Genomic DNA, 19,373 nt, shown 5'->3' with positions numbered 1-19,373 from the left:
TACAAATTATATGGAGAGACTAATAAAGAATCTGGTATAATGCTTAGAGCTAAGTAAACGTTGCACCGACACAGTCCGTTATACTATTATTAGAGTGTGGAAGGGTTGCGAACTATTAAAGGAGGCAAATATATCATGAAATTCGATAACACAGGACTTGAGTCCACTATCGTTCAGTTTTCTATTTTAGACCACATCATGCATGAAAATAGTTTAGTCCTTGCGGGACAGTGGGATTATGAACGAGTTACATACGATTATAAATTTGAAGATATGACAAACGGAGACGTTTATTATCTGAGAGTGCCTGGAGTAGCTGTTGAAGGCGAAGTAGAATCTGCTCATGCGATCATTAAGCTAGGCAAGCCTTATCTTGGCAAGCACTATTATCCTCATGGCGTAGAGTATGACGAAGAATTCCCTAAAAACATTTTGAACACATGCTACAAGAAACTTGATTTGCTACGTGATGAGCTAGGTTCTGCTCTCCAGAAAAGCATGGTATCTGTTGCAGAGGTTGCAAAGCATGTTACAGCATGTAAGCGTGATGATAACATGAATGAAGCAGCGTCGATCATGAAGAATGAGCACGTTACGATCGTACCAGTGTTAGATGAAAGCAGTCGACTTATTGGAATCGTGACAGACCGTGCAATTGCAGTGAGTGGTATTGCTGATAAAGAGGCGGGTTCATCTAAGATTGAAGATGTAATGGAAAACCCTCCAATGACGCTCACTCCAGAAATGAAACCAGAGGAAGCTGCGAAAATCATGAATGATCATCGTTTAACTGAACTACCAGTTGTTGAAGGTGAGAAATTCATTGGAATCGTATCCTACTTTAATCTTAAAGAATACATTAACGCATAAGTATGTAGGAAGAGCCTGAGAGGGCTCTTCTTTTTAATTAGCGTGGATTATAGCGAGGATTAAAGGAAGAAAGCAATAATATTGCGAAATAGACGCCATTTGATGCATAATAAGTACAATAAATTGGAGGCGGTATGATGAAAAATGGTATTCGCATCGTATTATTGATCGTCATAGTCGTGATCACGGTCGATGCTTATAACAAGATAGATTGGGATCGTGTGCTCCCGAAAGTTGATCGGTTTATTACGGAAGAGAAATTTGTGCTTGAAGAAACAGTCCCTGAGAAGGACGTGAATGAGGAACCTATCGAACTTACTGGCGTAGAAACATGGATGGGAGAGAACGCAACCTCCATTACAGGTGAGTTAGGAGAACCAGATCGAGTAGACCCTAGTCCCTATGGATATGATTGGTGGATTTATGAACAGTCGAGTTCAGCATACCTTCAAGTAGGTGTACAGGATGAGAAGGTTGTTTCTGTGTTCTTTATGGGTGATAGTAAGGCGGGAGAACAATATCCTATAGGTGAACAAGAAGAAACAGTATTTCAAGATCGCTCACCTACAGATGAAGTCTCGTTAAATGCAAAGGGAAGCGTGTATCGGTTTCAATTAACGAAGGAAGAAAAATCACTGAAGCCACTTGTTAAGATAAGTGATGACCTCTTTGCTCAATATTATTTTGATAAATTCAATGGCAAACTTGTAGCGGTTAGACTAGCAAATCCTGAAGTTCTTGCTACACAGCGACCCTATGCTGTTTCCTACCGAGGAGAGTTACTAGAAACAGAAAGTTTGTCTGAGGAACAGTGGCAAGCAGTTCAACTAGCAAGAGAAAAACAGGTTTATGCTATGACAAATGTCCTTCGTTATCAGTTTGAAATAGAGCCACTTGGCTACAATGATGCTGTTTCTGAAGTCGCTCTGAAACACAGTAAGGATATGCACGACAATGAGTATTTTTCACATACATCGCCAACGAAAGGTGAATTATCAGACCGTTTGAAAAAGGGCGACGTTCTCTATAGCTATGCTGGCGAAAATATCGCAGCAAGATATCCTGATGCAGGCGCTGCTATGATCGGTTGGCTAAATAGCAAAGGACATCGAGAAGCGCTATTAAATAAAGAGTTTACAGAGATTGGCGTCGGAGTGTTCAGAGAATATTACACCCAAAACTTCATCAAGCCCTTTTAGTAATAATCATAAACGTACCAGTTGCTGTAGCAACTAACTTCTTGTCGTCTCTATAAACATTCGCCTGTACGACCCACCTTGTATCACTTTTAAATATGGCGGTAGCCAGACACTTAAGTTCATTTCCTGTTCCGCTAGAGAGGAAATGAATTTTCATTTCGGAAGTGACAGCAGCTTGTTGTTGGGGGAGGAACTGATGAACCAATGATCCCATGGCAATATCCATAAGAGAGGCAGTAATTCCCCCGTGCGTGATCCTGAGAGGGTTGTGTACAAGTTCTCGGTTCGGAATGATACTCTCATATGTATTTTCATCGATCAACCGACTGCTGATGCCCATTAAAGCAGCGAGATATGTTTTGTAATGCCCTTTATGTTTCAGCTCAACTCCCTCTAATAAGGAGAGCAATTCTTGTTTCGATTCAGTGCTATGTTGTAAGATTGCGTTTAGTTTTGAGTGAAGTTGTTCATTCAATTTGTCCATCTGACATCCCTTTCTTTTCCTTTAACTAAGGTACTTACCCATCTTATCAATAATGATGAAACAGACCAATAAAATAGGCGCACATTTATGAAAAGTCTAATTATGATGTAGTAAGGCCGTGTAAGAAAGGGAGGGGACGAATATGCCTGAAGCAAAGAATAAGCCTAACCAAAAGGTTCAGGAATTCAAAACATTCGTCAAAGCGCATCCTCACGTATTAAAGAAGGTTAAAAGTGGTGATAAAACATTACAGGATCTTTTTGAGGAATGGGCATTGTTCGGTGAAGACGATGAGATGTGGTTGGATTCCGAGTCTGATTCTGATGGTGATGAAAAAACGGATTCAGAAGAAAAAACAACTGCAAAATCTGAAGGTACAATCGGAAATGTACTGAACATGATCAAAGGGTTAAAATTCGATGAGGTCCAAAGGAACATCGAGCAATTCAGCGGTGCTGTGTATTCAATACAAGAAGTTCTTTCACAGTTTCAATCGAAACCGAAGCAACCTCCGTACATTCATCATCAATCTCCGTTTCCATTCCGACATGATTAGGAGGTACGTATATGCGTGAAGAAGTGCAAGCATATCTTTCAACAAGACAGGATTTACTCTTTTTTATTCGCAATCAACCAGTTTGGTATAGAAGGTTAAGCAGAGAGCCTTATGCTTTGAAAGAATGTGAGATCGCCTCAAAACAATTCTTTGGGCAAACTTTTCCGCAAAAAGTAGACCGGTTTCAAAATCAGTTGAATATGGTGAACACGATGTTAGCTTTGATGACCCAGCGAAATCAGTAGGGTCTTTTTTTTATCATGAAATCACTTAAGTTGGGCACACTTTAACCAAAGGAGTGTGTTTCGATTGAAGTATGTAGTTCACTATGGAAGACATGCACTTTTCATATTGTTTATGGTTCTTTGCTGTATACCAGTCGTAGGATTTGGCCAATCGTATCAACAACCGGCTCAAAATCATAAAGACTCAGAAACTGTAGTCGTTCATCATAAAGTAAAAGGTTCGAGCGTCTTTATTGAGTGTTTAATTCCAAACTTTACTTTCGATGACCGGAAAGAGACTACCGAGCATAAAGGCTATATAGATGTATATGTAGACGGAAAGAAGCATCAAACCGAGCACAAGGCAGCCTTTATCGTACAAGATTTATCGGAAGGAAGACATGTTATAAGGTTTGATATTATGAGACCAGATGGAGGACGTTATTTAACTTTAGAGGAACTAAGGGTGGAAATTAAATAAGCCTCTTAAAAGAGGCTTACAGTGCATAGAGAAACCCGCTAGGTACGCGGAAGTGAGCATCTTGAAGCGTAAGTCACCTACTTAGCGTGGCAGATGGTTCTTAAGACTGTCGAGAATGAACCCTATGATATTTGTTTGAATGGGTTAGTCGGTGGAATAACAGGTGTGAATTGATCCTTCAAATAATCGTAGATGATGCTTTCTATACGTATCCCTTGCTGGTTGAGTGCTTGATTGCCAAATAAACAGTTGAATTCCAAGAAGTAAAACTTCCCATTAGCTTGAACTAAATCAAATCCGGCATGGTTGACTCCGAGCGCTCTAGCTGTTTTTTCAACAAGTTGAAGTGCTTCAATTGGAATGCCATGAAATGCGAGTTTACCACCTTGAGCAACATTATTATGGAATGAATTTTCTCCTATACGCCAATATGCAGATACGATTGAATCTCCTACAAACACAACGCGTAAGTCCTTTTCGATGGGGATATATTCCTGTACATACAAAACCTCATTTTTTTCACAATAGGAGAGAAAGTCTTTTTCGTTTTGTATTAAAAACACACCTTTTCCCATAGAGCTTCGAGCTTCCTTCGCGACAAATGGGAAAGGAAACGTGTCTAATATATATTCGATTGAGTCTTTTGATCGCCCTCTGATCTCTGTATAGGGGGTGAGATCTGGAGCTAGTGACCAAAATGCTCTAGTCATTTCGATTTTGTCATAGCCAAGTTGAATGGATTGTATGGAAGGGAAAATATTTTTTTGTAAGCCATAGACGAGCGAATTCACTTGCCAGTTTTCCGGGAATAACAAGATATCAGCAGCTCGAATGTCATCGATTCTTTTAAACATATGATCTGGTTTAATATAAGAAATGCCTGGCATGCCGAGTGTTCGAAAAGGATTAAATGTTAAAAGTTTCACTTGTTCTTTTTCTTCCTTTCTAAGTTGAAAAAACATAAATCTAGAAAATTATAGATTTATAACCACTTTTAGTCAATACCTAATTTAAGGAAATATAGAAGGGATTTGTAATAGAGCACTGGTCATGCCCTTCCCATAGGTGGTAGAATGAAAGCGGAGGTGTAACGATGATTGCTACTCTTGATAGTGTAATGATTTTAGACCAGGCTGAAGACCTTGGTTTATCGATAAAAGATTCCGAAGTTGCTCACGAGTATAATGAAGCCCGTAGAGCGCTTCAAAAAGATAGAGATGCTCAGCGGTTGATCAAGCATTTTTCTGAGATGAAAGACCTTTACGATGAAGTTCAGCGTTTCGGAAGGTATCATCCAGACTATATGTCGATTACTGTTAAGGTAAGAGAAGCGAAGCGAGATATGGATCTTCATGAAACCGTTTCTGAGTTTAAGAAAGCAGAACGAAACCTTGAGGACCTCCTCGTTGAAGTGTGTACGCTTCTTGCTGGTGAAGTTTCTCCTTCCATTAAAGTTCCTTCAGGGAATCCGTTCTTCGACAATCAATCTTGTGGCGGCGGCTGCGGTTCAGGCGGTAGCTGCGGATGTGGTTAACCAGAGCATATGCTCTGGTTTTTCAATTTCGAAAACGAATGCAGTCAGGACATAAGTTCCCACAACAAAACATTTTTTCTTGAGGAACGAGAAAGCGAACACGGTATACAAGTAAGTTTCCGTCATTGCGGACGAAAGAGTATTCCATCTGGAGTCGCTTTCCACGCATCACTTTAGCTGCTAATAATTTGATTGATGCTTCTATCGTTCCTTTGCTCTCAGTTGGGTTTGTTGTAATATATAGAAAAGGAATGCCTGTGATTGACTGCTTATATACAAAATTGATAGCTTCTTCGTTTGATAATAAATCTAAAAATGATTCCCATGTTTCTGTAAGATTCACACGATCGCATCCTTTCTTATTGTTAGAATATCCAAATGAGCTTCATATTGTCCAATCTTGCGGATGTTCGTTATCCGTGCTAGATTTGATACAAGAATTTAAAAGCAAAGGGGAAGCACGTTATGTTTGTAGAACGAGTTGGCTTAGCAGTTTATATTCAATCGCTAAAGCATGCGAAGCAATTAAGAAGGTTTGGAAATGTTCACTATGTTTCCTCTAAACAAAAATATGTCGTGCTATACATAAACTATGATCAGCTCGAGAGCACGAAAGAACGGTTGCAGTCACTTCATTTCGTCAAGCGTGTAGAACCTTCTAAGCGGCCTGAAGTACGCACTGAATACCAAAATGCTAAGCCTGATAAAGCAAAACAATACGATTATAAAATGGGTTTATAAAAAGTCATCCCTCAGTGGATGGCTTTTTGTATGCGTAAAAGAGCATATGTGTTGATTGTTTCGGATGCCGAAGTTTATAATGGTCAAGTTAAAGGATGTGTAAGCATGAATAATTGGAAGCGGAATGTTTGGATTTTGTTTATTTGTCAATTCCTAGTCCTAGGTGCTATGACAATGATTATGCCCTTCCTGCCGCTCTACCTTCAAGAACTCGGTGTGGAAGGTGAAAAGCAAATTAGTATATGGTCCGGCATCATCTTTGGTGCAAACTTTTTAACTGCTTTTTTATTTTCTCCTTTCTGGGGACGTGTGGCAGATCGACATGGACGAAAGCTTATGGTGCTTCGTTCAGGATTCGGTATGGCAGTTGTCATCATTTTGACCGGATTTGCCACAGGTCCCTTTGAACTTCTTGGACTCAGACTACTAAATGGAGTAGTCTCTGGGTTTATCCCTGCGTCCATTGCACTCGTTGCTACGAATACTCCAAAACAACATGTTGGCTATGCGCTTGGCACCCTTAACTCAGGGGCGGTAGCAGGTGCTATTTGCGGACCTCTTTTTGGAGGACTTATGGCGGAAGCGTTTGGTTTCCGAATGATTTTCAATATAACTGGACTTTGTATCTTGTTAGCGGCTGTAGTTGTATTGTTCCTTGTGAAAGAGGAGACCAAACCAGGTTCGGAAGCCAAAGTGGAAAGAAGTAACGCCATTAAAGATTTTAAAAGGGTTACGAAACATTCACCGATGATGTCGTTATTCATCGTGGGCTTTCTCGTGCAATTTGCCTTGTTAGGTATGAATCCGTTAATTCCGCTGTTTGTACAAAAGCTTACTTCAGGTGAAAACGTTGCTTTATTCGCTGGAATCGCAACATCTGTGATGGGAATTGCGAATATGGTTGCATCACCGAAACTTGGAAAGATGGGTGATGTGAAAGGATCTCAACATGTGTTGTACTATTCCTTGATCGGTGCAGCAATCTTCTCGATTCCACAAGCGTTTGTACAAGAGTTATGGCAATTGATCGCGCTAAGGTTCCTTTTAGGTCTTTGTATTGGCGGTTTATTGCCATCTGTTAATTCCCTCGTCAAAGGATTATCACCCGTTGGAATGGAGAGCCGAACGTACAGCTTTTCAAATAGTGCCATCTACCTTGGAAACCTTCTTGGTCCAATTACAGGTGGGTGGATCGTCGCAGGATTTGGTACTAGAGGACTTTTCTTATTTGCAGGATTCATTTTATTAGTAAGTGTGGTCTACGTGAAGCGAAGAGTGTTGCCTATTTTAAATCGAAAACATCACATTTATCAAACGAAGGAAATACCATCATAAAAAAAGCAGAAATGTTACCTAAGCTGTTTTTGAACAGTAGCTTTCACCAATGTGGTGGTGATTTCCACTCCAGGATGCTCGCTTTCCGCGGGGCGGTCGGTGAGCCTCCTCGTCGCTGAAAAACGCTCCTGTGGGGTCTCACCTGTCTCGTACCTCCCGCAGGAGTCGACCATCCTTCCGCTCCAATCTACGTAATTGTGTAAAAGATTTATTTAATACACCATCAACTAAAGATTTGAAAACAAATCAACGTATTACTATCTTTGTAAAGTATAATTCGTTAAGACTGAACGTTCTGTTTTAATAGGAGTGAATGTCGTTTGACTCCAGCGGAAGCCGGGCAATCGTGCTCCTGTAGCAAACGTTTTTTGCTAGCAGACTCGCCCCCAGGAAATCAAGAGGAATTAAAACTCCTACGGTATAGGGAGCACAAGGTCACTTTACATAAAAAGCAGAAACCTCTTCAGGTTTCTGCTTTTTATTATTGCATCGGTGGAATAAGGTGGTTTAGACGTAGGATGCCAATGATGTGGTTATAGTAAAGCTCAACTTCGTTAAAGTCACTTGAGGGCTTTACTTCAAGAGGGATAATCGGAAGAGATAATTCTTCACTAACTTTTTCAAATAATTGAAGTCGCTTTACTGAAGGCTCTTTATCCGGTATTCCTTCTCTACACACATAAAGAGGCTGAAGGTTTCCTTCGCCAGCAGTCTTTAATACGACAACAGGTGAGACGACAGGGAGCTCGTTTTTCGTTGTATGTAATAACAAAAGACGGTGAATGCGATGTGAATTTGTTCTTGCAAGTTCGACTAACTCATAAATATCAGAATAGCCTTCCCCAAGTTCTATGAAACGTTGGATCATGATTGTTACTCCTTTCCTTGTCTTAGAAATCCTCTCATAATGTAGCATGAAATTTAAATGATGGAAAGGATGAAGCGTTTCCATTAAAATGAGAAGAAAGGAGGTTTTTCCATGGGGTCTATTCTGCTCTTTGCGATCGTAATAGGGGTATTGCTCTATTTATACTGGAAAGGTAGAAATGCTGAAGAGGAAACCATCGATAAAAACCTCATCCAAGGAATCATCATTGCTGATATTCTAGCAGCACTGGTCATTCATGGTGTGATAACGAGTGCAGAAGCTGATTTTTTATCTAATTCTTCTTTATCGGAAGTAGAAGATTATGTGCTTACGAACTCAACATTAACAACAGATGAATTTGGAGAGTGGATCCATCATGACTGGGATGGCATTCAGGCAATCGATATACCACTTGATTTAGATCCAGGTTGAGGGCATAAAAATACCCGCAGGAAGATACTTCCTGCGGGTGCCTTAAACCAAATGGTTAAGGCAAATGGGAGAGGAGAAACCGGAGGAAGAACTTATGGGGAAACGTAAGTCTTCTCCGCGGTTGACAGCATCATTAACCTGGTAAGATGCTGTTATAGTTAGTATCGCCATCCACTATTCGTTTATACATTAATTTTAGCTTTCACTTTTTTTATGGTAGGATAGTTAGGAATATGGAAAGGATAAGGTTGTGAACGAGATGAGAATTATAGCAGGAACGTGTAAAGGTAGGCATATAAAGCCTGTTCCAGGCATGTCTACTAGACCAACAACAGATAAAGTTAGAGAAGCCATCTATAATATGGTGGGTCCTTTTTTTGAAGGTGGACGTGCGCTAGACTTATATGGTGGTAGTGGTGCTCTAGGTATTGAAGCGTTAAGCCGAGGAGTAGAAACGTGTATTTTTGTTGACCGTGACAATAAAGCAATTGAAACCATCAAGTGGAATCTTGAGCAAACAGGATTCACAGACTCAAGCGAAGTGTTTCGCAACGATTCAAAAAGAGCCTTGAAAGCCCTCTTAAAGAGAGAGTTAACATTCTCCCTCGTATTGCTCGATCCCCCTTACCATAAGGAGAAAATCGTTGATGATCTTGAAAAAATATCGTCTTATGGACTGCTTACAGAGAACGCAACCATTGTCGTTGAGCATCTTAAAGACGTAGACCTGCCCGATGAGCTTGCGAACTTAACATGTACGAGAAGAGAAACATACAGTGGAAAAACAACTATTTCAATATATACATATACCCAGTCGGATGGTGAGAGGGAGGAATAGTCATGGGAAAGATTGCAGTATGTCCAGGTAGCTTTGATCCTGTAACGTTTGGCCACCTTGATATTATTAAGCGAGGAGCCCGAGTATTCGATAATATTAAAATCGTGGTTCTTAATAATCAGAGTAAATCTACATTATTTTCAGTAGAAGAGCGTGTTGAATTAATAAAGGAAGCAACGAAGGATATGGAGAACGTCACTGTTGATTCGTATCAAGGTTTATTGATCGATTATGCTAAACAAGTTGGTGCCTCTACTATTCTCCGTGGGCTTCGCGCTGTATCTGATTTTGAATATGAAATGAAGATTGCTTCGATTAATCGTAAGCTTGAAGATGAAATTGAAACGTTCTTTATGATGACTAATAATCAGTATTCATTCCTAAGTTCAAGCATCGTGAAAGAAATTGCAAAATACCATGCACCTGTTTCAGATCTTGTTCCGGAAATTGTGCAAGAAGCACTAAGAGAAAAGTATGCAGGATCCCCGTTAGAGTAACGGGGCTTTTTTCTACTGAAGTTGAATGCGCATACGGCGTATGGAGAGAATGACGAATACAATAAGAGCAATTAAGGTAAGCCAGGGTCCTGTTTGTTCAAAAAAACCATATAACAGGTCGACGATGGAAGTAGAGTTTTCCGTGTGAAAGACCGGTAATGTCTTTGTGCCTGACGATAACCACTCTACGTATAGTGGTTTCCATAGGATAAGGGTTAAGCCCATTGCGAAGACGCCGTGTAATAACCTTGCGAAGAAAAAAGGTTTAAAACGTATATCCGTGTCTGCAAGAATACTTGCGACCTGTGCTTGTACTGAAAAGCCATTGAATGCAAGTACAAAACTCGCAATCATAGCTTGCTGCATTAATTGAGCACTACTTTCACTGATCAACCTGCTACCAAGAGTGATTTCAAACAATCCTGACAAAAGCGGAGTAGCTAACGTTGGAGAAATGTGTAGGGCAATCAAAATCACATTCACAATGTTTGCTACCATTCCAGTAAAACCAATTACGCTTAGTAGCTCGTTAAGAACAGAGAACAATATGATAAATCCTCCAACCATTAATAACGTTTTGATGGAAGAGTGGACAGCGTCTCCCATCATTTTTCCAAAAGGTCGATCATCGTATAGACGGGTTTCATGCAAGGCTTTAAATGCTCGTGGGAGCCTTCCTAACGGTGAACGTTCATAGTTTCTCGTAAAGCGGTCTTCAGAACGATGAAAACGCATAACGAGCCCAACAAGAATATTACCTATATAGTGCGCAGCTGCAAGAATAATGCCAAGTGAAGGGTTATGAAAAAATCCAACAGCTACTGCAGCGAAAATAAACAGTGGGTTCGAACAGTTCGTAAATGAAACGAGTCGTTCTCCCTCAATCGCAGTAATATCATTATTTTGTCTGAGATGCGCTGTATATTTTGCACCTGCAGGAAAACCCGAAGCGATGCCCATAGCCCAAACAAAAGCACCAGAACCTGGCACACGAAAAAGAGGACGCATAAGCGGCTCAAGGAGAACACCAATAAAGCGAACAACGCCAATACCTATTAATAGTTCAGAGATGATAAAAAAGGGTAATAATGAAGGAAAGACTATGTTCCACCACATGGAAAGACCGCTTTTAGAAGCGTCGAGTGTATGTTCGGGTAGCAAAATGATCGACAACGCGATGATAGTCATTGAAGAAGCTAGAAATATTGTTTTAAGAACTTGTATGTTCACTAAAGCATCCCCCCAAGTAATGACCATCGTACCGAGTCGTATATGTAAGAATGTGCAATAAAACCTGTCCGCTAGTTAAAATATACGTATTTGTGGAACAATTAGACCATATGATTAAGCAGGAATAGACGGGAGGATCTCATGATGAACCGTCCTAAAGTTGGATTGGCTCTTGGTTCAGGGGGAGCAAGAGGTTTTGCGCATCTTGGAGTTATCAAAGTACTAGTTGAGCAAGGGATTCCGATCGATTATATAGCAGGAAGTAGTATGGGCTCACTCGTTGGGGCTATTTACGGATCGGGACATAAAGTAGAGACGATGGAGAAGATGGCGTCTCTTTTTAAAAGGAAGTACTATCTTGATTTTACAGTGCCAAAAATGGGTTTCATAACTGGCAACAAAGTGAAGAATCTCATACGAACATTAACACATGGAAAACAACTTGAAGACTTACAGCCTCCTCTGGCAGTGGTGACAACTGATTTGATTAAAGGCGAAAAAGTCGTATATCGATCTGGACCGATTGCTGAAGCCGTACGTGCAAGTATTGCGATTCCTGGAATTTTCACACCAGAAAAGATCGGTGATCGATTGCTTGTCGATGGGGGCGTGATTGACCGTGTTCCTGTTTCAGTCGCAAGAGAAATGGGGGCTGACCTTGTGATCGCAGTCGATGTTTCTGAGGTGAAAAAGGAGTCGGATGTAACATCGATCTTTGATGTAATTATGCAGAGTATCGATATCATGCAGAATGAGATGGTTCGTCTTCACGAAATCAATGCCGATGTGATGATCAAACCTCGTCTCGAAACGTTTCATTCACGTTCGTTCACGAATATACAGGACATTATCAAAATTGGGGAGGAAGAAGCTTTTCGCCACCTCGATGAGATTCATGCAGCGGTGGAAGAGTGGAAGGAGAAAAATAAATGAACCGGACTACCAAGAGATTTACAATTGTATGGGCTGTAATCATTACATTAGTTGCAGCATTTACGTTTATCGATTTGCCGTACTATGTGACAACGCCTGGGGAAGCAAGAGAGCTTGATGATGTGATCAAAGTTGATGGAGGCTCGCCTGACAAAGGGGAGTTCATGCTCACAACTGTAAGGGTAGGAGAAGCAAACATCATACAATATGTTTGGGCGCAGTTTAATCAATATCATGAACTGATTTCTGAAGATATGATTAAGCGTGAAGGCGAGTCAGATAAAGAGTACCATGAACGTCAACTAGAGGTAATGGCAGGCTCACAGACGGACGCAACGATCGTAGCGTATCAGGCAGCAGAGCGGTCAATTACAATCAATCATAAGGGTGTGCTCGTTACAGGAATCGTAGAAGGTATGCCTGCAGAAGGGAAACTCCAGGCAGGCGACCTGATTACCGGAGTAGATGGGGAATCCATCGAGAAGACGAAAGAGTTGCTTGACGTACTTGGTGAGTATAGCAAATCAGATAAAGTAGTCATTACGTTTAAACGAAATAAGAAAGAGCAAGAAATCGAACTAGGATTTTCAGCGTTTCCTGAGCGTTTTAATACCGAGGACGGAAAAGTAGGCATTGGTATCACAGGTCCAGTAACGGCGAAGACGATCAAAACGGAGCCTTCAATCGATATTAATACCGATCAAATCGGCGGACCCTCAGCGGGACTGATGTTCTCTCTTGAAATATACAATCAACTCACAGAAGAAGATTGGACAAAAGGATATAAGATTGCAGGAACTGGTACCATTACAGAGGACGGGGAAGTAGGCCCTATTGGTGGAATCAAACAGAAAGTTGTGGCAGCAGATGGGTCTGGTGCCGACATTTTCTTCGCACCTGTAGCTCATTCAAACTATGAAGATGCTTTGGAGGCAGCAGAAGACATTAAGACAAAGATGAAAGTCGTCCCTGTCGAAACCTTTAAGGACGCATCAGACTTTTTAAAACAACTTGAAAAAAAATAGTGGCTTTTATTGGCCGTCTATCATAAGTATTGCTTCTAGCTAGTTCCACGATTCAAAACAACCTGTCGAGACGTCTCGACAGGTTGTTTTAGCGTTTATCTGATCATCGATCACAAAATAATGGGAGATGACTGATATTCTTTTTTGAGGAATTCTTCTTTTGCTTCTCCTTCAAACCCTAAAGCGTATACTTCGCTTACTCTTTTTTCGATTGTGAGGAAGGGGTGATCAAACTGGTTGACGTTTGCAACAAGGGGAACAGTTAAGGAGGATTTTATGTGATTTAAATATTTTCTCCCCGCACTAGACATACCAAGCAATCTAAGATATGGAACTTCAGAACGTTCTAGAGCTGGTTTCATATCGTCTTTCGGTGTGTTTGTTAAAATATGTAGAGCGAATCGCTGTAAGCGAGTCCAAGTGTAACGTTTTGTCTTAATCGCTTCCATGAAAGAAGTGAAATCAGGTGACTTTTTAGCTGCTGAAACGAGACGGTTTTCAAGTCCTTCTTCAGCTTCATAAATCGTTTTTAAGTCCTTTGGTGAACTAGTTAATAGTTTGTAACGTAAATAGGGATACATACTTTGCCAGCCATGGAACTTACGATGATTCTTATAAAAACGTTCTAATTCTTGAAACGAAGGCTCTGGAACAAATGAATGAACGCTTTTAGGATCTAGATTCATGAGCTCTTTTCGAATCGCAGTAGCACTCGCAATCTTTTTGTCTTGAAACGTATCATCGTGGTAACCGGCTTTTGTTCTTAAAATGGTTTCTGCGTGCATGGGCGATGCCTGATCATCAATTGCTTTTACATATTGATAGCCAAGAATGTTATTCGGTAATGATAAATCAAGAACGTTCTCATGGTCCTGAAGGGATTGAAAAGCGAGCGATGCAGATTTTGGATAGCTATTTCCTTCGCTCATGTAGAGTTGAATATTTTCATTGTATTCTTTCTCGTTTTCTTTGATAAAAGAAAGAGTCTTATGAAAATCTTCTATACGGCCCGCTTCACTGCCGAAGCAAAGTTCATCCACTCCAATTGCGGTTAATAAGGATACTGCACCTTTTGCGAAAACTTCTGCTTTTTGGGTAGAGTATACGTATGGAAGTTCGATTACGATATCGATGCCGTTTTGAAGCGCCATCGTGGTTCTACTCCACTTATCAACAAGAGCAGGTTCTCCTCTCTGTAGAAAAGATCCACTCATAACCGCAACGACAATCTCTGCACCGGTTGTTTTCTTAGTTTCTTCTAAATGGTACAGATGTCCGTTATGGAAGGGGTTGTACTCGACAACTACACCTGCTGTTTTCATGATAAAGCTCCTTTCATCAGTTATAAAAAATGATCATAGTTGTATGAGTTGAATTTAAGCTTTTTTCTCTGGTATGATTAACATTATACCATTATTGAGATTCATACAAAGTGGTGTAAAGAAAAAATATTGACATTTATGTATTTTGTAGCTATAATACTTTTGTTGCCTTGAGGTGATAGACAGATGAAATGGTCAGTAGATCAGTTGAAGTCCTTCAAACAGAAGGGGCTTACAATTGACGAGTTAGTTAATGTAGAGGAACTAAAGAACGAAGAAACACAGATTCGAGAAATTACACCCGTACACGTTACCGGTGAAACCTCTTTTCACGGTAATAAAGTTACCTTTCATCTTACCCTGAAAGGCAAGATGATCCTTCCGTGTGCGAATACGCTCGAAGATGTTGATTTCCCTTTCGTACTTCATCCATTGGAAACATTTGTGCTCGAACCGAACACATCTGGGGTCGATTTTGAAGAAGAAGATGAAGAAATTCATCAAGTTTCTTCAAATACGGTTGACTTAGTTCCGTATATTAAGGAAAATATACTTTTGGAGATTCCTATCCGTGTTGTTAAACACAGTTCGGAATCCGATGAAATGCAAAACAAATCCGGCAAAGGATGGGAAGTTGTCACACACGAGGAAACGGAAGAAAAGATTGATCCTCGTCTGGCCGGTTTAGCTGATCTTTTTAATGAAAAGAACGATAAATAGACCGGACAACTTTCAAAGCACGATTTAATTTTTTAAGGAGGTGGAAACGATGGCAGTACCAGCTAGAAGAACTTCTAAAACACGTAAAAACAAGCGTCGTACTCATTATAAACTTGAAGTACCAGGAATGGTGAAATGCCCTAACTGTGGCGAATTCAAACTTTCTCACCGTGTATGTAAAGAGTGTGGGAATTATAAAGGTGAAAACGTTGTAAGCAAGTAAGCTTTCAACACGCTTGGAACAGAGAGAGAAATCTCTCTGTTTTTTTTATACCTTAATTTAGGAGTGGAGAGCAATGAAGAGTCTTCTTTATGAAAAGAGAAACGGTGCTGCAATTTTAACGATCAACCGACCGAAGCAAAGAAATGCAATAAATTACGACGTCATGGATGAGTTCAGTCATGCGATTAAAGCTGCTGAAGAAGATCAGTCAATTTCTTATATTATTATAACGGGAACCGGAGAACAAGCGTTCTGTGGAGGAGGGGACCTTGCCTCTTTTCATCATCTTCGAACAAAAGAAGATGCGTATCCGATGCTAAGAAAAATGGGGGATGTTCTTGAACAGGTGTTTTTTTGTAAGAAGCCTACTGTTGCGTTGTTGAACGGGCATGCTGTCGGTGGTGGATGTGAACTAGCCGTTGCGTGTGATTATCGGATTGCGCGGAGTGGTATTACAATGGGCTTTATTCAAGGATCGATTGGGATTACTACCGGATGGGGTGGAACTGTTTATGCAATGGAAAGGCTGGGTTCAACTAAGGCCATGGAAATGTTGATGAGTGGCAAACGATATACTCCTGAAGAAGCGTCAGGACTTGGGTTTCTAACATACATAGTACAAGAAGATCGGTGGGAAGAGGATGCTGAGAAAGTCACTCAAACCCTTCTACCACATTCCTCCACTATCTTACAGACATATAAGAAACATTGGTTGGATTCACTCGATCGATCGTTGATTACAGAACGGATTGAGAGAGAGATAACGTCATGTTCTGAACTCTGGGAGTCTGAGGAATACCATAGCGCAGTAGAAAGATTCTTAAACAAATGATAGCACCTGACTAAGAAATCAAAAAAAATTATAGCTTCTAAAATTCTACTATATCTATCAGACGCATAAGATGACTGTAAAAAGTTTATTTTAGGGGGGATTGCGTTTGGTACCCATTCGTCAAGATGCATGGTCGAAGGATGAAGATGTTCTACTTGCTGAAGTTGTTTTAAGACATATTCGAGAAGCAAGTACACAGCTTGCTGCGTTTGAAGAGGTAGGGAAGAAATTATCGAGGACTCCTGCTGCTTGTGGATTCAGATGGAACTCACTTATACGAAAGCAATATGAGTCTGCGATCGTTCTTGCCAAGAAGCATCGGAAAGAACAGAAGAGAAGTGGTTTTTACAATGAAAGAGTAAGAGAGACTTATGAGACGGATGACCAAGACAACATCGCGATGATCGATGAAGCGATAAGAATCCTTGTTCAAACGAAGTCTTGTATTTCGAATGTGAGTGAATTAGAAGAGTCGTATAAAGAGATTCTATTGGAAAATGAACAATTGAAGCAACAGCTTTTGCAGATCGAAAAAGAATACGTCATGGTACAAGAAGATTACCAATCTCTATTGGAAATCATGGAACGGGCAAGAAAAATGGTTGTGTTCAAAGATGAAGATCAGAGCAATATACGTTTTCAAATGGATTCAAATGGAAATCTCGAAAAAGTAAAAAAATAGGAACAGCCAACTAGGGCTGTTCCTATTTTTTATACATCTTGTTCAGTAACTCCTTCAGGGTACCAAACATATGGGTTTTCTCCGCGGTCACGCTCTGGGTTGTATGTGACTGCCTCGAAGCCCATCTTCTCCCAAAATTGACTAGATCCCTGTCTTGCATTTGTTTTCACTGGTAAGTTAAATGTTTTCGCGAAGTTCACAAGCGTTGAACCATAATCGCGGTCATGATACTGAGGTAAAACCTCTAGCTTCCAAAGCTCCAGGTAATCTTGAGGTGGATCGAAATAGCGATCATATTTCTCATCGATCCGATACAAACTCATTCTAGCAATGAGCTTGTCACCAAAATAGATACCATAGAAAGGTGATTCACTATCATTTTCAATGATGTTATCCTGCAAGTCTTCCATCATAGAAAGCTCTTGGACCCCATACTCTTTAAATTTCTTAAACTCTTCTAGAGTTTTGTAATTGATCACAAGTGGTCGTACTGTTAAATCTACCATCATTGTTCCCCTCCGTCATCGTGACAAATTCCTCTCTTTTTTCTAAAAGAAAAGGTTCTTTTCCTAATTATAACCGAAAACACAAAACTTTTCTTCATTTCAAAAAACAAAATATAAAAGGAATTATTTGAATATTTGTTGAAACGTGACGGTGAATTAATGATATGATTAATGTAAGGGTTTTCAACCTGTATATTGTGCTGGGAAGGGAGAGGTATTGTGAAGAAAGTATTGATAGCGAATCGCGGTGAAATTGCAGAACGAATTATAAGAACATGCAGCAGACTTGGAATCGAAACGGTCGCTGTGTACTCCAGTGCTGATAAAGATATGCCATATGTAAGATTGGCTACACAAGCGCATGGATTAGGAGATCCTCCGGCAGCAAAATCATATTTGAATCAAGATGAAATTATACGAGTTGCACTAGAAGAGAATGTAGATGCAGTTCATCCGGGATATGGTTTCTTATCCGAGAATGCCCCATTTGCGAGAAGAATAGCAGAAAAGGGCCTCACGTTTATCGGTCCATCGGCAGACGTTGTAGAAGCGATGGGAGATAAAATCACTGCTAGGAAAACGATGATAGAAGCTGGTGTCCCTGTAGTACCAGGAAGCACTGAAATTGAAGATGTAGAAAAGGCGATTGTCTATGCGAATGAAGTAGGTTACCCCGTTATGCTAAAAGCTGCTGCAGGTGGTGGTGGAATCGGTATGCAACGGTGTGAGAATGATAGTGATTTAGAAAAAGCATTCTCATCAAGTCAAAACCGTGCGAAGGCCTATTTCGGAAATGGTGCGATGTTTGTAGAGAAGTTTATTGATAATGCTCGTCATATCGAAGTGCAAATTATCGGTGATCACCATGGCAATATCGTTCATTTGTATGAAAGAGATTGCTCTATTCAACGAAGAAACCAGAAAGTCGTCGAAGAAACGCCATCTCCATTCATTTCTGCTAAAACGCGCAATTTGATTGGTGAAGCAGCAACAAAAGCTGCTAAACACGTCGACTATACGAATGCAGGTACAGTTGAGTTCGTTATGGACGAAGAAGAGAACTTTTATTTTCTTGAAATGAATACAAGACTTCAAGTTGAACATCCAATTACTGAAGAGACGAACGGGGTAGATCTTGTTGAATGGCAATTATTAATTGCTGATGGCAGAGATCTTCCGCTTACACAAGAGGAGATTTCTCCTAGGGGACATAGTATTGAGTTCCGTTTATATGCCGAAGATCCGAATACGTTCATGCCTTCCCCAGGGAAGATTGAGTCTCTTGAATTTCCAGAAGTAGATGGCATCAGGATTGATGGTGGCTATGAAAGTGGTTCTACGGTTTCGCCGTTCTACGATCCAATGATTGCGAAGATCATTGCAACAGGCACAAGCCGTGATGAGTCGTTAGAGATCGCAAGAGAGTTTTTTAGTAAATTTCAATTAAAAGGTATAAAACATAACGGACCCTTGTTCGAGGACCTGTTACAAGAACCTGATTTTCAGAATGGTAACTACACAACCGCATACTTAACAAAGAAACTTGCTCACAAAAAATAACTAACAAAGGGGTATGGCAGCAATGAACGAAATCAAATCATCTATGGCAGGAACAGTATTGAACGTAATGGTATCAGAAGGAGACTCCGTTAAGTCTGGACAAGAGCTTGTGATGCTTGAATCAATGAAAATGGAAATTCCTGTAGAAGGAACTGAAGATGGAACAGTAGCAGAAGTAAAAGTAACAATCGGTGATTTTGTAAATGAAGGCGATGTTCTCGTAACGGTCAAGTAAGTACATTCGCTGAACGAGCGCTCAATCTAAAGAACTAAAGGAGGTT

26 protein-coding genes and 1 pseudogene are annotated in these 19,373 nt (G+C 40.4%); 20 read left to right on the top strand and 7 right to left on the bottom strand.

All coding sequences use genetic code 11. The annotated features are described in order from the left end of the window. Nucleotides 1-135: 135 nt before the first annotated feature. The 3 genes and pseudogenes from SJY16_RS11805 to SJY16_RS11795 all read left to right on the top strand — a co-directional run. Nucleotides 136-477: pseudogene (locus SJY16_RS11805) on the top strand (YugN family protein); the annotation flags it as partial. A 21-nt stretch (nt 478-498) separates the two neighbouring features. Continuing rightward, nucleotides 499-870 carry a CBS domain-containing protein gene (locus SJY16_RS11800; RefSeq protein WP_377892205.1) on the top strand — a complete coding sequence of 124 codons (372 nt, stop codon included), beginning with the start codon at nt 499-501 and terminating at the stop codon, nt 868-870. Between the two features lie 134 nt (nt 871-1,004). Beyond that, entirely contained in the window at nt 1,005-2,069 is a 1,065-nt protein-coding gene (locus SJY16_RS11795) for a CAP domain-containing protein (RefSeq protein ID WP_377889400.1), read from the top strand. Here SJY16_RS11795 and SJY16_RS11790 read toward each other — a convergent pair. Then, complete coding sequence (locus SJY16_RS11790) at nt 2,056-2,553, bottom strand: PaaI family thioesterase (RefSeq protein ID WP_377889398.1); 498 nt, start codon at nt 2,551-2,553, stop codon at nt 2,056-2,058. The genes SJY16_RS11795 and SJY16_RS11790 overlap by 14 nt on opposite strands. 142 nt (nt 2,554-2,695) lie before the next feature. Between SJY16_RS11790 and ylbD the strand changes: the two genes are divergently transcribed. The 3 genes from ylbD to SJY16_RS11775 all read left to right on the top strand — a co-directional run bounded on the left by ylbD (nt 2,696) and on the right by SJY16_RS11775 (nt 3,814). Continuing rightward, a complete protein-coding gene (gene ylbD, locus SJY16_RS11785; protein ID WP_377889397.1) occupies nt 2,696-3,109 on the top strand; it encodes a spore coat protein YlbD in 414 nt (137 codons plus the stop codon). An 11-nt stretch (nt 3,110-3,120) separates the two neighbouring features. Further along, nucleotides 3,121-3,354, top strand: coding sequence for a YlbE-like family protein (locus tag SJY16_RS11780; RefSeq protein ID WP_377889395.1), 234 nt, complete (start codon nt 3,121-3,123; stop codon nt 3,352-3,354). A 64-nt stretch (nt 3,355-3,418) separates the two neighbouring features. Beyond that, nucleotides 3,419-3,814, top strand: coding sequence for a hypothetical protein (locus tag SJY16_RS11775; protein WP_377889393.1), 396 nt, complete (start codon nt 3,419-3,421; stop codon nt 3,812-3,814). A 122-nt stretch (nt 3,815-3,936) separates the two neighbouring features. Here SJY16_RS11775 and SJY16_RS11770 read toward each other — a convergent pair whose 3' ends face one another. Beyond that, nucleotides 3,937-4,740: an ATP-grasp domain-containing protein gene (locus SJY16_RS11770; RefSeq protein ID WP_377889392.1), complete on the bottom strand. Its 804-nt coding sequence runs from the start codon at nt 4,738-4,740 to the stop codon at nt 3,937-3,939. A gap of 167 nt (nt 4,741-4,907) precedes the next feature. Here SJY16_RS11770 and SJY16_RS11765 point away from each other — a divergent pair, with 167 nt between their 5' ends. Next, complete coding sequence (locus SJY16_RS11765; protein WP_377889391.1) at nt 4,908-5,348, top strand: YlbF/YmcA family competence regulator; 441 nt, start codon at nt 4,908-4,910, stop codon at nt 5,346-5,348. A gap of 22 nt (nt 5,349-5,370) precedes the next feature. Here the strand turns inward: SJY16_RS11765 and SJY16_RS11760 are convergent, their stop codons facing one another. After that, a complete protein-coding gene (locus SJY16_RS11760) occupies nt 5,371-5,691 on the bottom strand; it encodes a hypothetical protein (RefSeq protein WP_377889390.1) in 321 nt (106 codons plus the stop codon). Between the two features lie 122 nt (nt 5,692-5,813). Between SJY16_RS11760 and SJY16_RS11755 the strand changes: the two genes are divergently transcribed. Together SJY16_RS11755 and SJY16_RS11750 are read left to right on the top strand one after the other, a co-directional pair. Then, entirely contained in the window at nt 5,814-6,089 is a 276-nt protein-coding gene (locus SJY16_RS11755; protein WP_224881816.1) for a YlbG family protein, read from the top strand. A gap of 30 nt (nt 6,090-6,119) precedes the next feature. Then, nucleotides 6,120-7,424 carry an MFS transporter gene (locus SJY16_RS11750; RefSeq protein WP_377889389.1) on the top strand — a complete coding sequence of 435 codons (1,305 nt, stop codon included), beginning with the start codon at nt 6,120-6,122 and terminating at the stop codon, nt 7,422-7,424. Between the two features lie 481 nt (nt 7,425-7,905). Here SJY16_RS11750 and SJY16_RS11745 read toward each other — a convergent pair whose 3' ends face one another. Next, nucleotides 7,906-8,292, bottom strand: a complete 387-nt coding sequence (locus tag SJY16_RS11745; RefSeq protein WP_377889388.1) for a DUF7147 family protein — start codon at nt 8,290-8,292, stop codon at nt 7,906-7,908. 111 nt (nt 8,293-8,403) lie between these two features. Between SJY16_RS11745 and SJY16_RS11740 the strand changes: the two genes are divergently transcribed. The 3 genes from SJY16_RS11740 (at nt 8,404) to coaD (ending at nt 10,059) form a co-directional block, all read left to right on the top strand. After that, entirely contained in the window at nt 8,404-8,724 is a 321-nt protein-coding gene (locus tag SJY16_RS11740) for a hypothetical protein (protein WP_377889387.1), read from the top strand. A gap of 259 nt (nt 8,725-8,983) precedes the next feature. Further along, nucleotides 8,984-9,562, top strand: coding sequence for a 16S rRNA (guanine(966)-N(2))-methyltransferase RsmD (gene rsmD / locus SJY16_RS11735; protein WP_377889385.1), 579 nt, complete (start codon nt 8,984-8,986; stop codon nt 9,560-9,562). Between the two features lie 2 nt (nt 9,563-9,564). Further along, entirely contained in the window at nt 9,565-10,059 is a 495-nt protein-coding gene (gene coaD / locus SJY16_RS11730; protein WP_377889383.1) for a pantetheine-phosphate adenylyltransferase, read from the top strand. 12 nt (nt 10,060-10,071) lie between these two features. Here the strand turns inward: coaD and ylbJ are convergent, their stop codons facing one another. Next, nucleotides 10,072-11,289, bottom strand: coding sequence for a sporulation integral membrane protein YlbJ (gene ylbJ, locus SJY16_RS11725; protein WP_377889381.1), 1,218 nt, complete (start codon nt 11,287-11,289; stop codon nt 10,072-10,074). 144 nt (nt 11,290-11,433) lie between these two features. Here ylbJ and SJY16_RS11720 point away from each other — a divergent pair, with 144 nt between their 5' ends. Continuing rightward, complete coding sequence (locus tag SJY16_RS11720) at nt 11,434-12,222, top strand: patatin-like phospholipase family protein (RefSeq protein WP_377892202.1); 789 nt, start codon at nt 11,434-11,436, stop codon at nt 12,220-12,222. Next, nucleotides 12,219-13,247 (top strand): SepM family pheromone-processing serine protease, encoded by a 1,029-nt coding sequence (locus SJY16_RS11715; RefSeq protein WP_377889380.1) that lies wholly within the window; start codon nt 12,219-12,221, stop codon nt 13,245-13,247. The genes SJY16_RS11720 and SJY16_RS11715 overlap by 4 nt, the downstream gene beginning before the upstream one ends. A 110-nt stretch (nt 13,248-13,357) precedes the next feature. Here SJY16_RS11715 and SJY16_RS11710 read toward each other — a convergent pair whose 3' ends face one another. After that, on the bottom strand, nt 13,358-14,569 hold the full coding sequence (locus SJY16_RS11710) for a nucleotidyltransferase (RefSeq protein WP_377889378.1): 1,212 nt from the start codon (nt 14,567-14,569) through the stop codon (nt 13,358-13,360). A gap of 186 nt (nt 14,570-14,755) precedes the next feature. Here SJY16_RS11710 and SJY16_RS11705 point away from each other — a divergent pair, with 186 nt between their 5' ends. The 4 genes from SJY16_RS11705 to SJY16_RS11690 all read left to right on the top strand — a co-directional run bounded on the left by SJY16_RS11705 (nt 14,756) and on the right by SJY16_RS11690 (nt 17,026). Further along, nucleotides 14,756-15,289 carry a YceD family protein gene (locus SJY16_RS11705; RefSeq protein WP_377889376.1) on the top strand — a complete coding sequence of 178 codons (534 nt, stop codon included), beginning with the start codon at nt 14,756-14,758 and terminating at the stop codon, nt 15,287-15,289. A gap of 49 nt (nt 15,290-15,338) precedes the next feature. Next, nucleotides 15,339-15,512, top strand: a complete 174-nt coding sequence (gene rpmF / locus SJY16_RS11700) for a 50S ribosomal protein L32 (RefSeq protein WP_048309912.1) — start codon at nt 15,339-15,341, stop codon at nt 15,510-15,512. Nucleotides 15,513-15,585: 73 nt separating this feature from the next. Next, on the top strand, nt 15,586-16,344 hold the full coding sequence (locus SJY16_RS11695; RefSeq protein WP_377889374.1) for an enoyl-CoA hydratase/isomerase family protein: 759 nt from the start codon (nt 15,586-15,588) through the stop codon (nt 16,342-16,344). A gap of 106 nt (nt 16,345-16,450) precedes the next feature. Next, nucleotides 16,451-17,026 carry an RsfA family transcriptional regulator gene (locus SJY16_RS11690; protein ID WP_377889373.1) on the top strand — a complete coding sequence of 192 codons (576 nt, stop codon included), beginning with the start codon at nt 16,451-16,453 and terminating at the stop codon, nt 17,024-17,026. A 29-nt stretch (nt 17,027-17,055) separates the two neighbouring features. On the opposite strand, the gene SJY16_RS11685 is transcribed toward SJY16_RS11690, so the two are convergent. Next, complete coding sequence (locus SJY16_RS11685; protein ID WP_377892200.1) at nt 17,056-17,532, bottom strand: N-acetyltransferase; 477 nt, start codon at nt 17,530-17,532, stop codon at nt 17,056-17,058. A gap of 219 nt (nt 17,533-17,751) precedes the next feature. Between SJY16_RS11685 and SJY16_RS11680 the strand changes: the two genes are divergently transcribed. Both SJY16_RS11680 and SJY16_RS11675 read left to right on the top strand, forming a co-directional pair. Next, entirely contained in the window at nt 17,752-19,092 is a 1,341-nt protein-coding gene (locus tag SJY16_RS11680; RefSeq protein WP_377889371.1) for an acetyl-CoA carboxylase biotin carboxylase subunit, read from the top strand. Nucleotides 19,093-19,114: 22 nt separating this feature from the next. Then, a complete protein-coding gene (locus SJY16_RS11675; protein ID WP_377889369.1) occupies nt 19,115-19,327 on the top strand; it encodes a biotin/lipoyl-binding carrier protein in 213 nt (70 codons plus the stop codon). The last annotated feature ends 46 nt before the right edge of the window (nt 19,328-19,373 follow it).

The sequence above is a fragment of the Alkalihalobacillus sp. R86527 genome (assembly GCF_042466185.1).
GTDB lineage: Bacteria > Bacillota > Bacilli > Bacillales > Guptibacillaceae > Guptibacillus.
The sequence above is the reverse complement of the archived record's forward strand: the minus strand, read 5'-3'. Positions and strand labels throughout refer to the sequence as shown.

Coding starts and splice junctions, on each gene's coding strand:
- SJY16_RS11800 (WP_377892205.1), top strand. CDS start 499: ATGGTATCTGTTGCAGAGGTTGCAAAGCATGTTACAGCATGTAAGCGT.
- SJY16_RS11795 (WP_377889400.1), top strand. CDS start 1,005: ATGATGAAAAATGGTATTCGCATCGTATTATTGATCGTCATAGTCGTG.
- SJY16_RS11790 (WP_377889398.1), bottom strand. CDS start 2,553: ATGGACAAATTGAATGAACAACTTCACTCAAAACTAAACGCAATCTTA.
- ylbD (WP_377889397.1), top strand. CDS start 2,696: ATGCCTGAAGCAAAGAATAAGCCTAACCAAAAGGTTCAGGAATTCAAA.
- SJY16_RS11780 (WP_377889395.1), top strand. CDS start 3,121: ATGCGTGAAGAAGTGCAAGCATATCTTTCAACAAGACAGGATTTACTC.
- SJY16_RS11765 (WP_377889391.1), top strand. CDS start 4,908: ATGATTGCTACTCTTGATAGTGTAATGATTTTAGACCAGGCTGAAGAC.
- SJY16_RS11755 (WP_224881816.1), top strand. CDS start 5,814: ATGTTTGTAGAACGAGTTGGCTTAGCAGTTTATATTCAATCGCTAAAG.
- SJY16_RS11750 (WP_377889389.1), top strand. CDS start 6,120: ATGCGTAAAAGAGCATATGTGTTGATTGTTTCGGATGCCGAAGTTTAT.
- SJY16_RS11745 (WP_377889388.1), bottom strand. CDS start 8,292: ATGATCCAACGTTTCATAGAACTTGGGGAAGGCTATTCTGATATTTAT.
- SJY16_RS11740 (WP_377889387.1), top strand. CDS start 8,404: ATGGGGTCTATTCTGCTCTTTGCGATCGTAATAGGGGTATTGCTCTAT.
- rsmD (WP_377889385.1), top strand. CDS start 8,984: ATGAGAATTATAGCAGGAACGTGTAAAGGTAGGCATATAAAGCCTGTT.
- coaD (WP_377889383.1), top strand. CDS start 9,565: ATGGGAAAGATTGCAGTATGTCCAGGTAGCTTTGATCCTGTAACGTTT.
- SJY16_RS11720 (WP_377892202.1), top strand. CDS start 11,434: ATGAACCGTCCTAAAGTTGGATTGGCTCTTGGTTCAGGGGGAGCAAGA.
- SJY16_RS11715 (WP_377889380.1), top strand. CDS start 12,219: ATGAACCGGACTACCAAGAGATTTACAATTGTATGGGCTGTAATCATT.
- SJY16_RS11710 (WP_377889378.1), bottom strand. CDS start 14,569: ATGAAAACAGCAGGTGTAGTTGTCGAGTACAACCCCTTCCATAACGGA.
- SJY16_RS11705 (WP_377889376.1), top strand. CDS start 14,756: ATGAAATGGTCAGTAGATCAGTTGAAGTCCTTCAAACAGAAGGGGCTT.
- rpmF (WP_048309912.1), top strand. CDS start 15,339: ATGGCAGTACCAGCTAGAAGAACTTCTAAAACACGTAAAAACAAGCGT.
- SJY16_RS11695 (WP_377889374.1), top strand. CDS start 15,586: ATGAAGAGTCTTCTTTATGAAAAGAGAAACGGTGCTGCAATTTTAACG.
- SJY16_RS11685 (WP_377892200.1), bottom strand. CDS start 17,532: ATGGTAGATTTAACAGTACGACCACTTGTGATCAATTACAAAACTCTA.
- SJY16_RS11675 (WP_377889369.1), top strand. CDS start 19,115: ATGAACGAAATCAAATCATCTATGGCAGGAACAGTATTGAACGTAATG.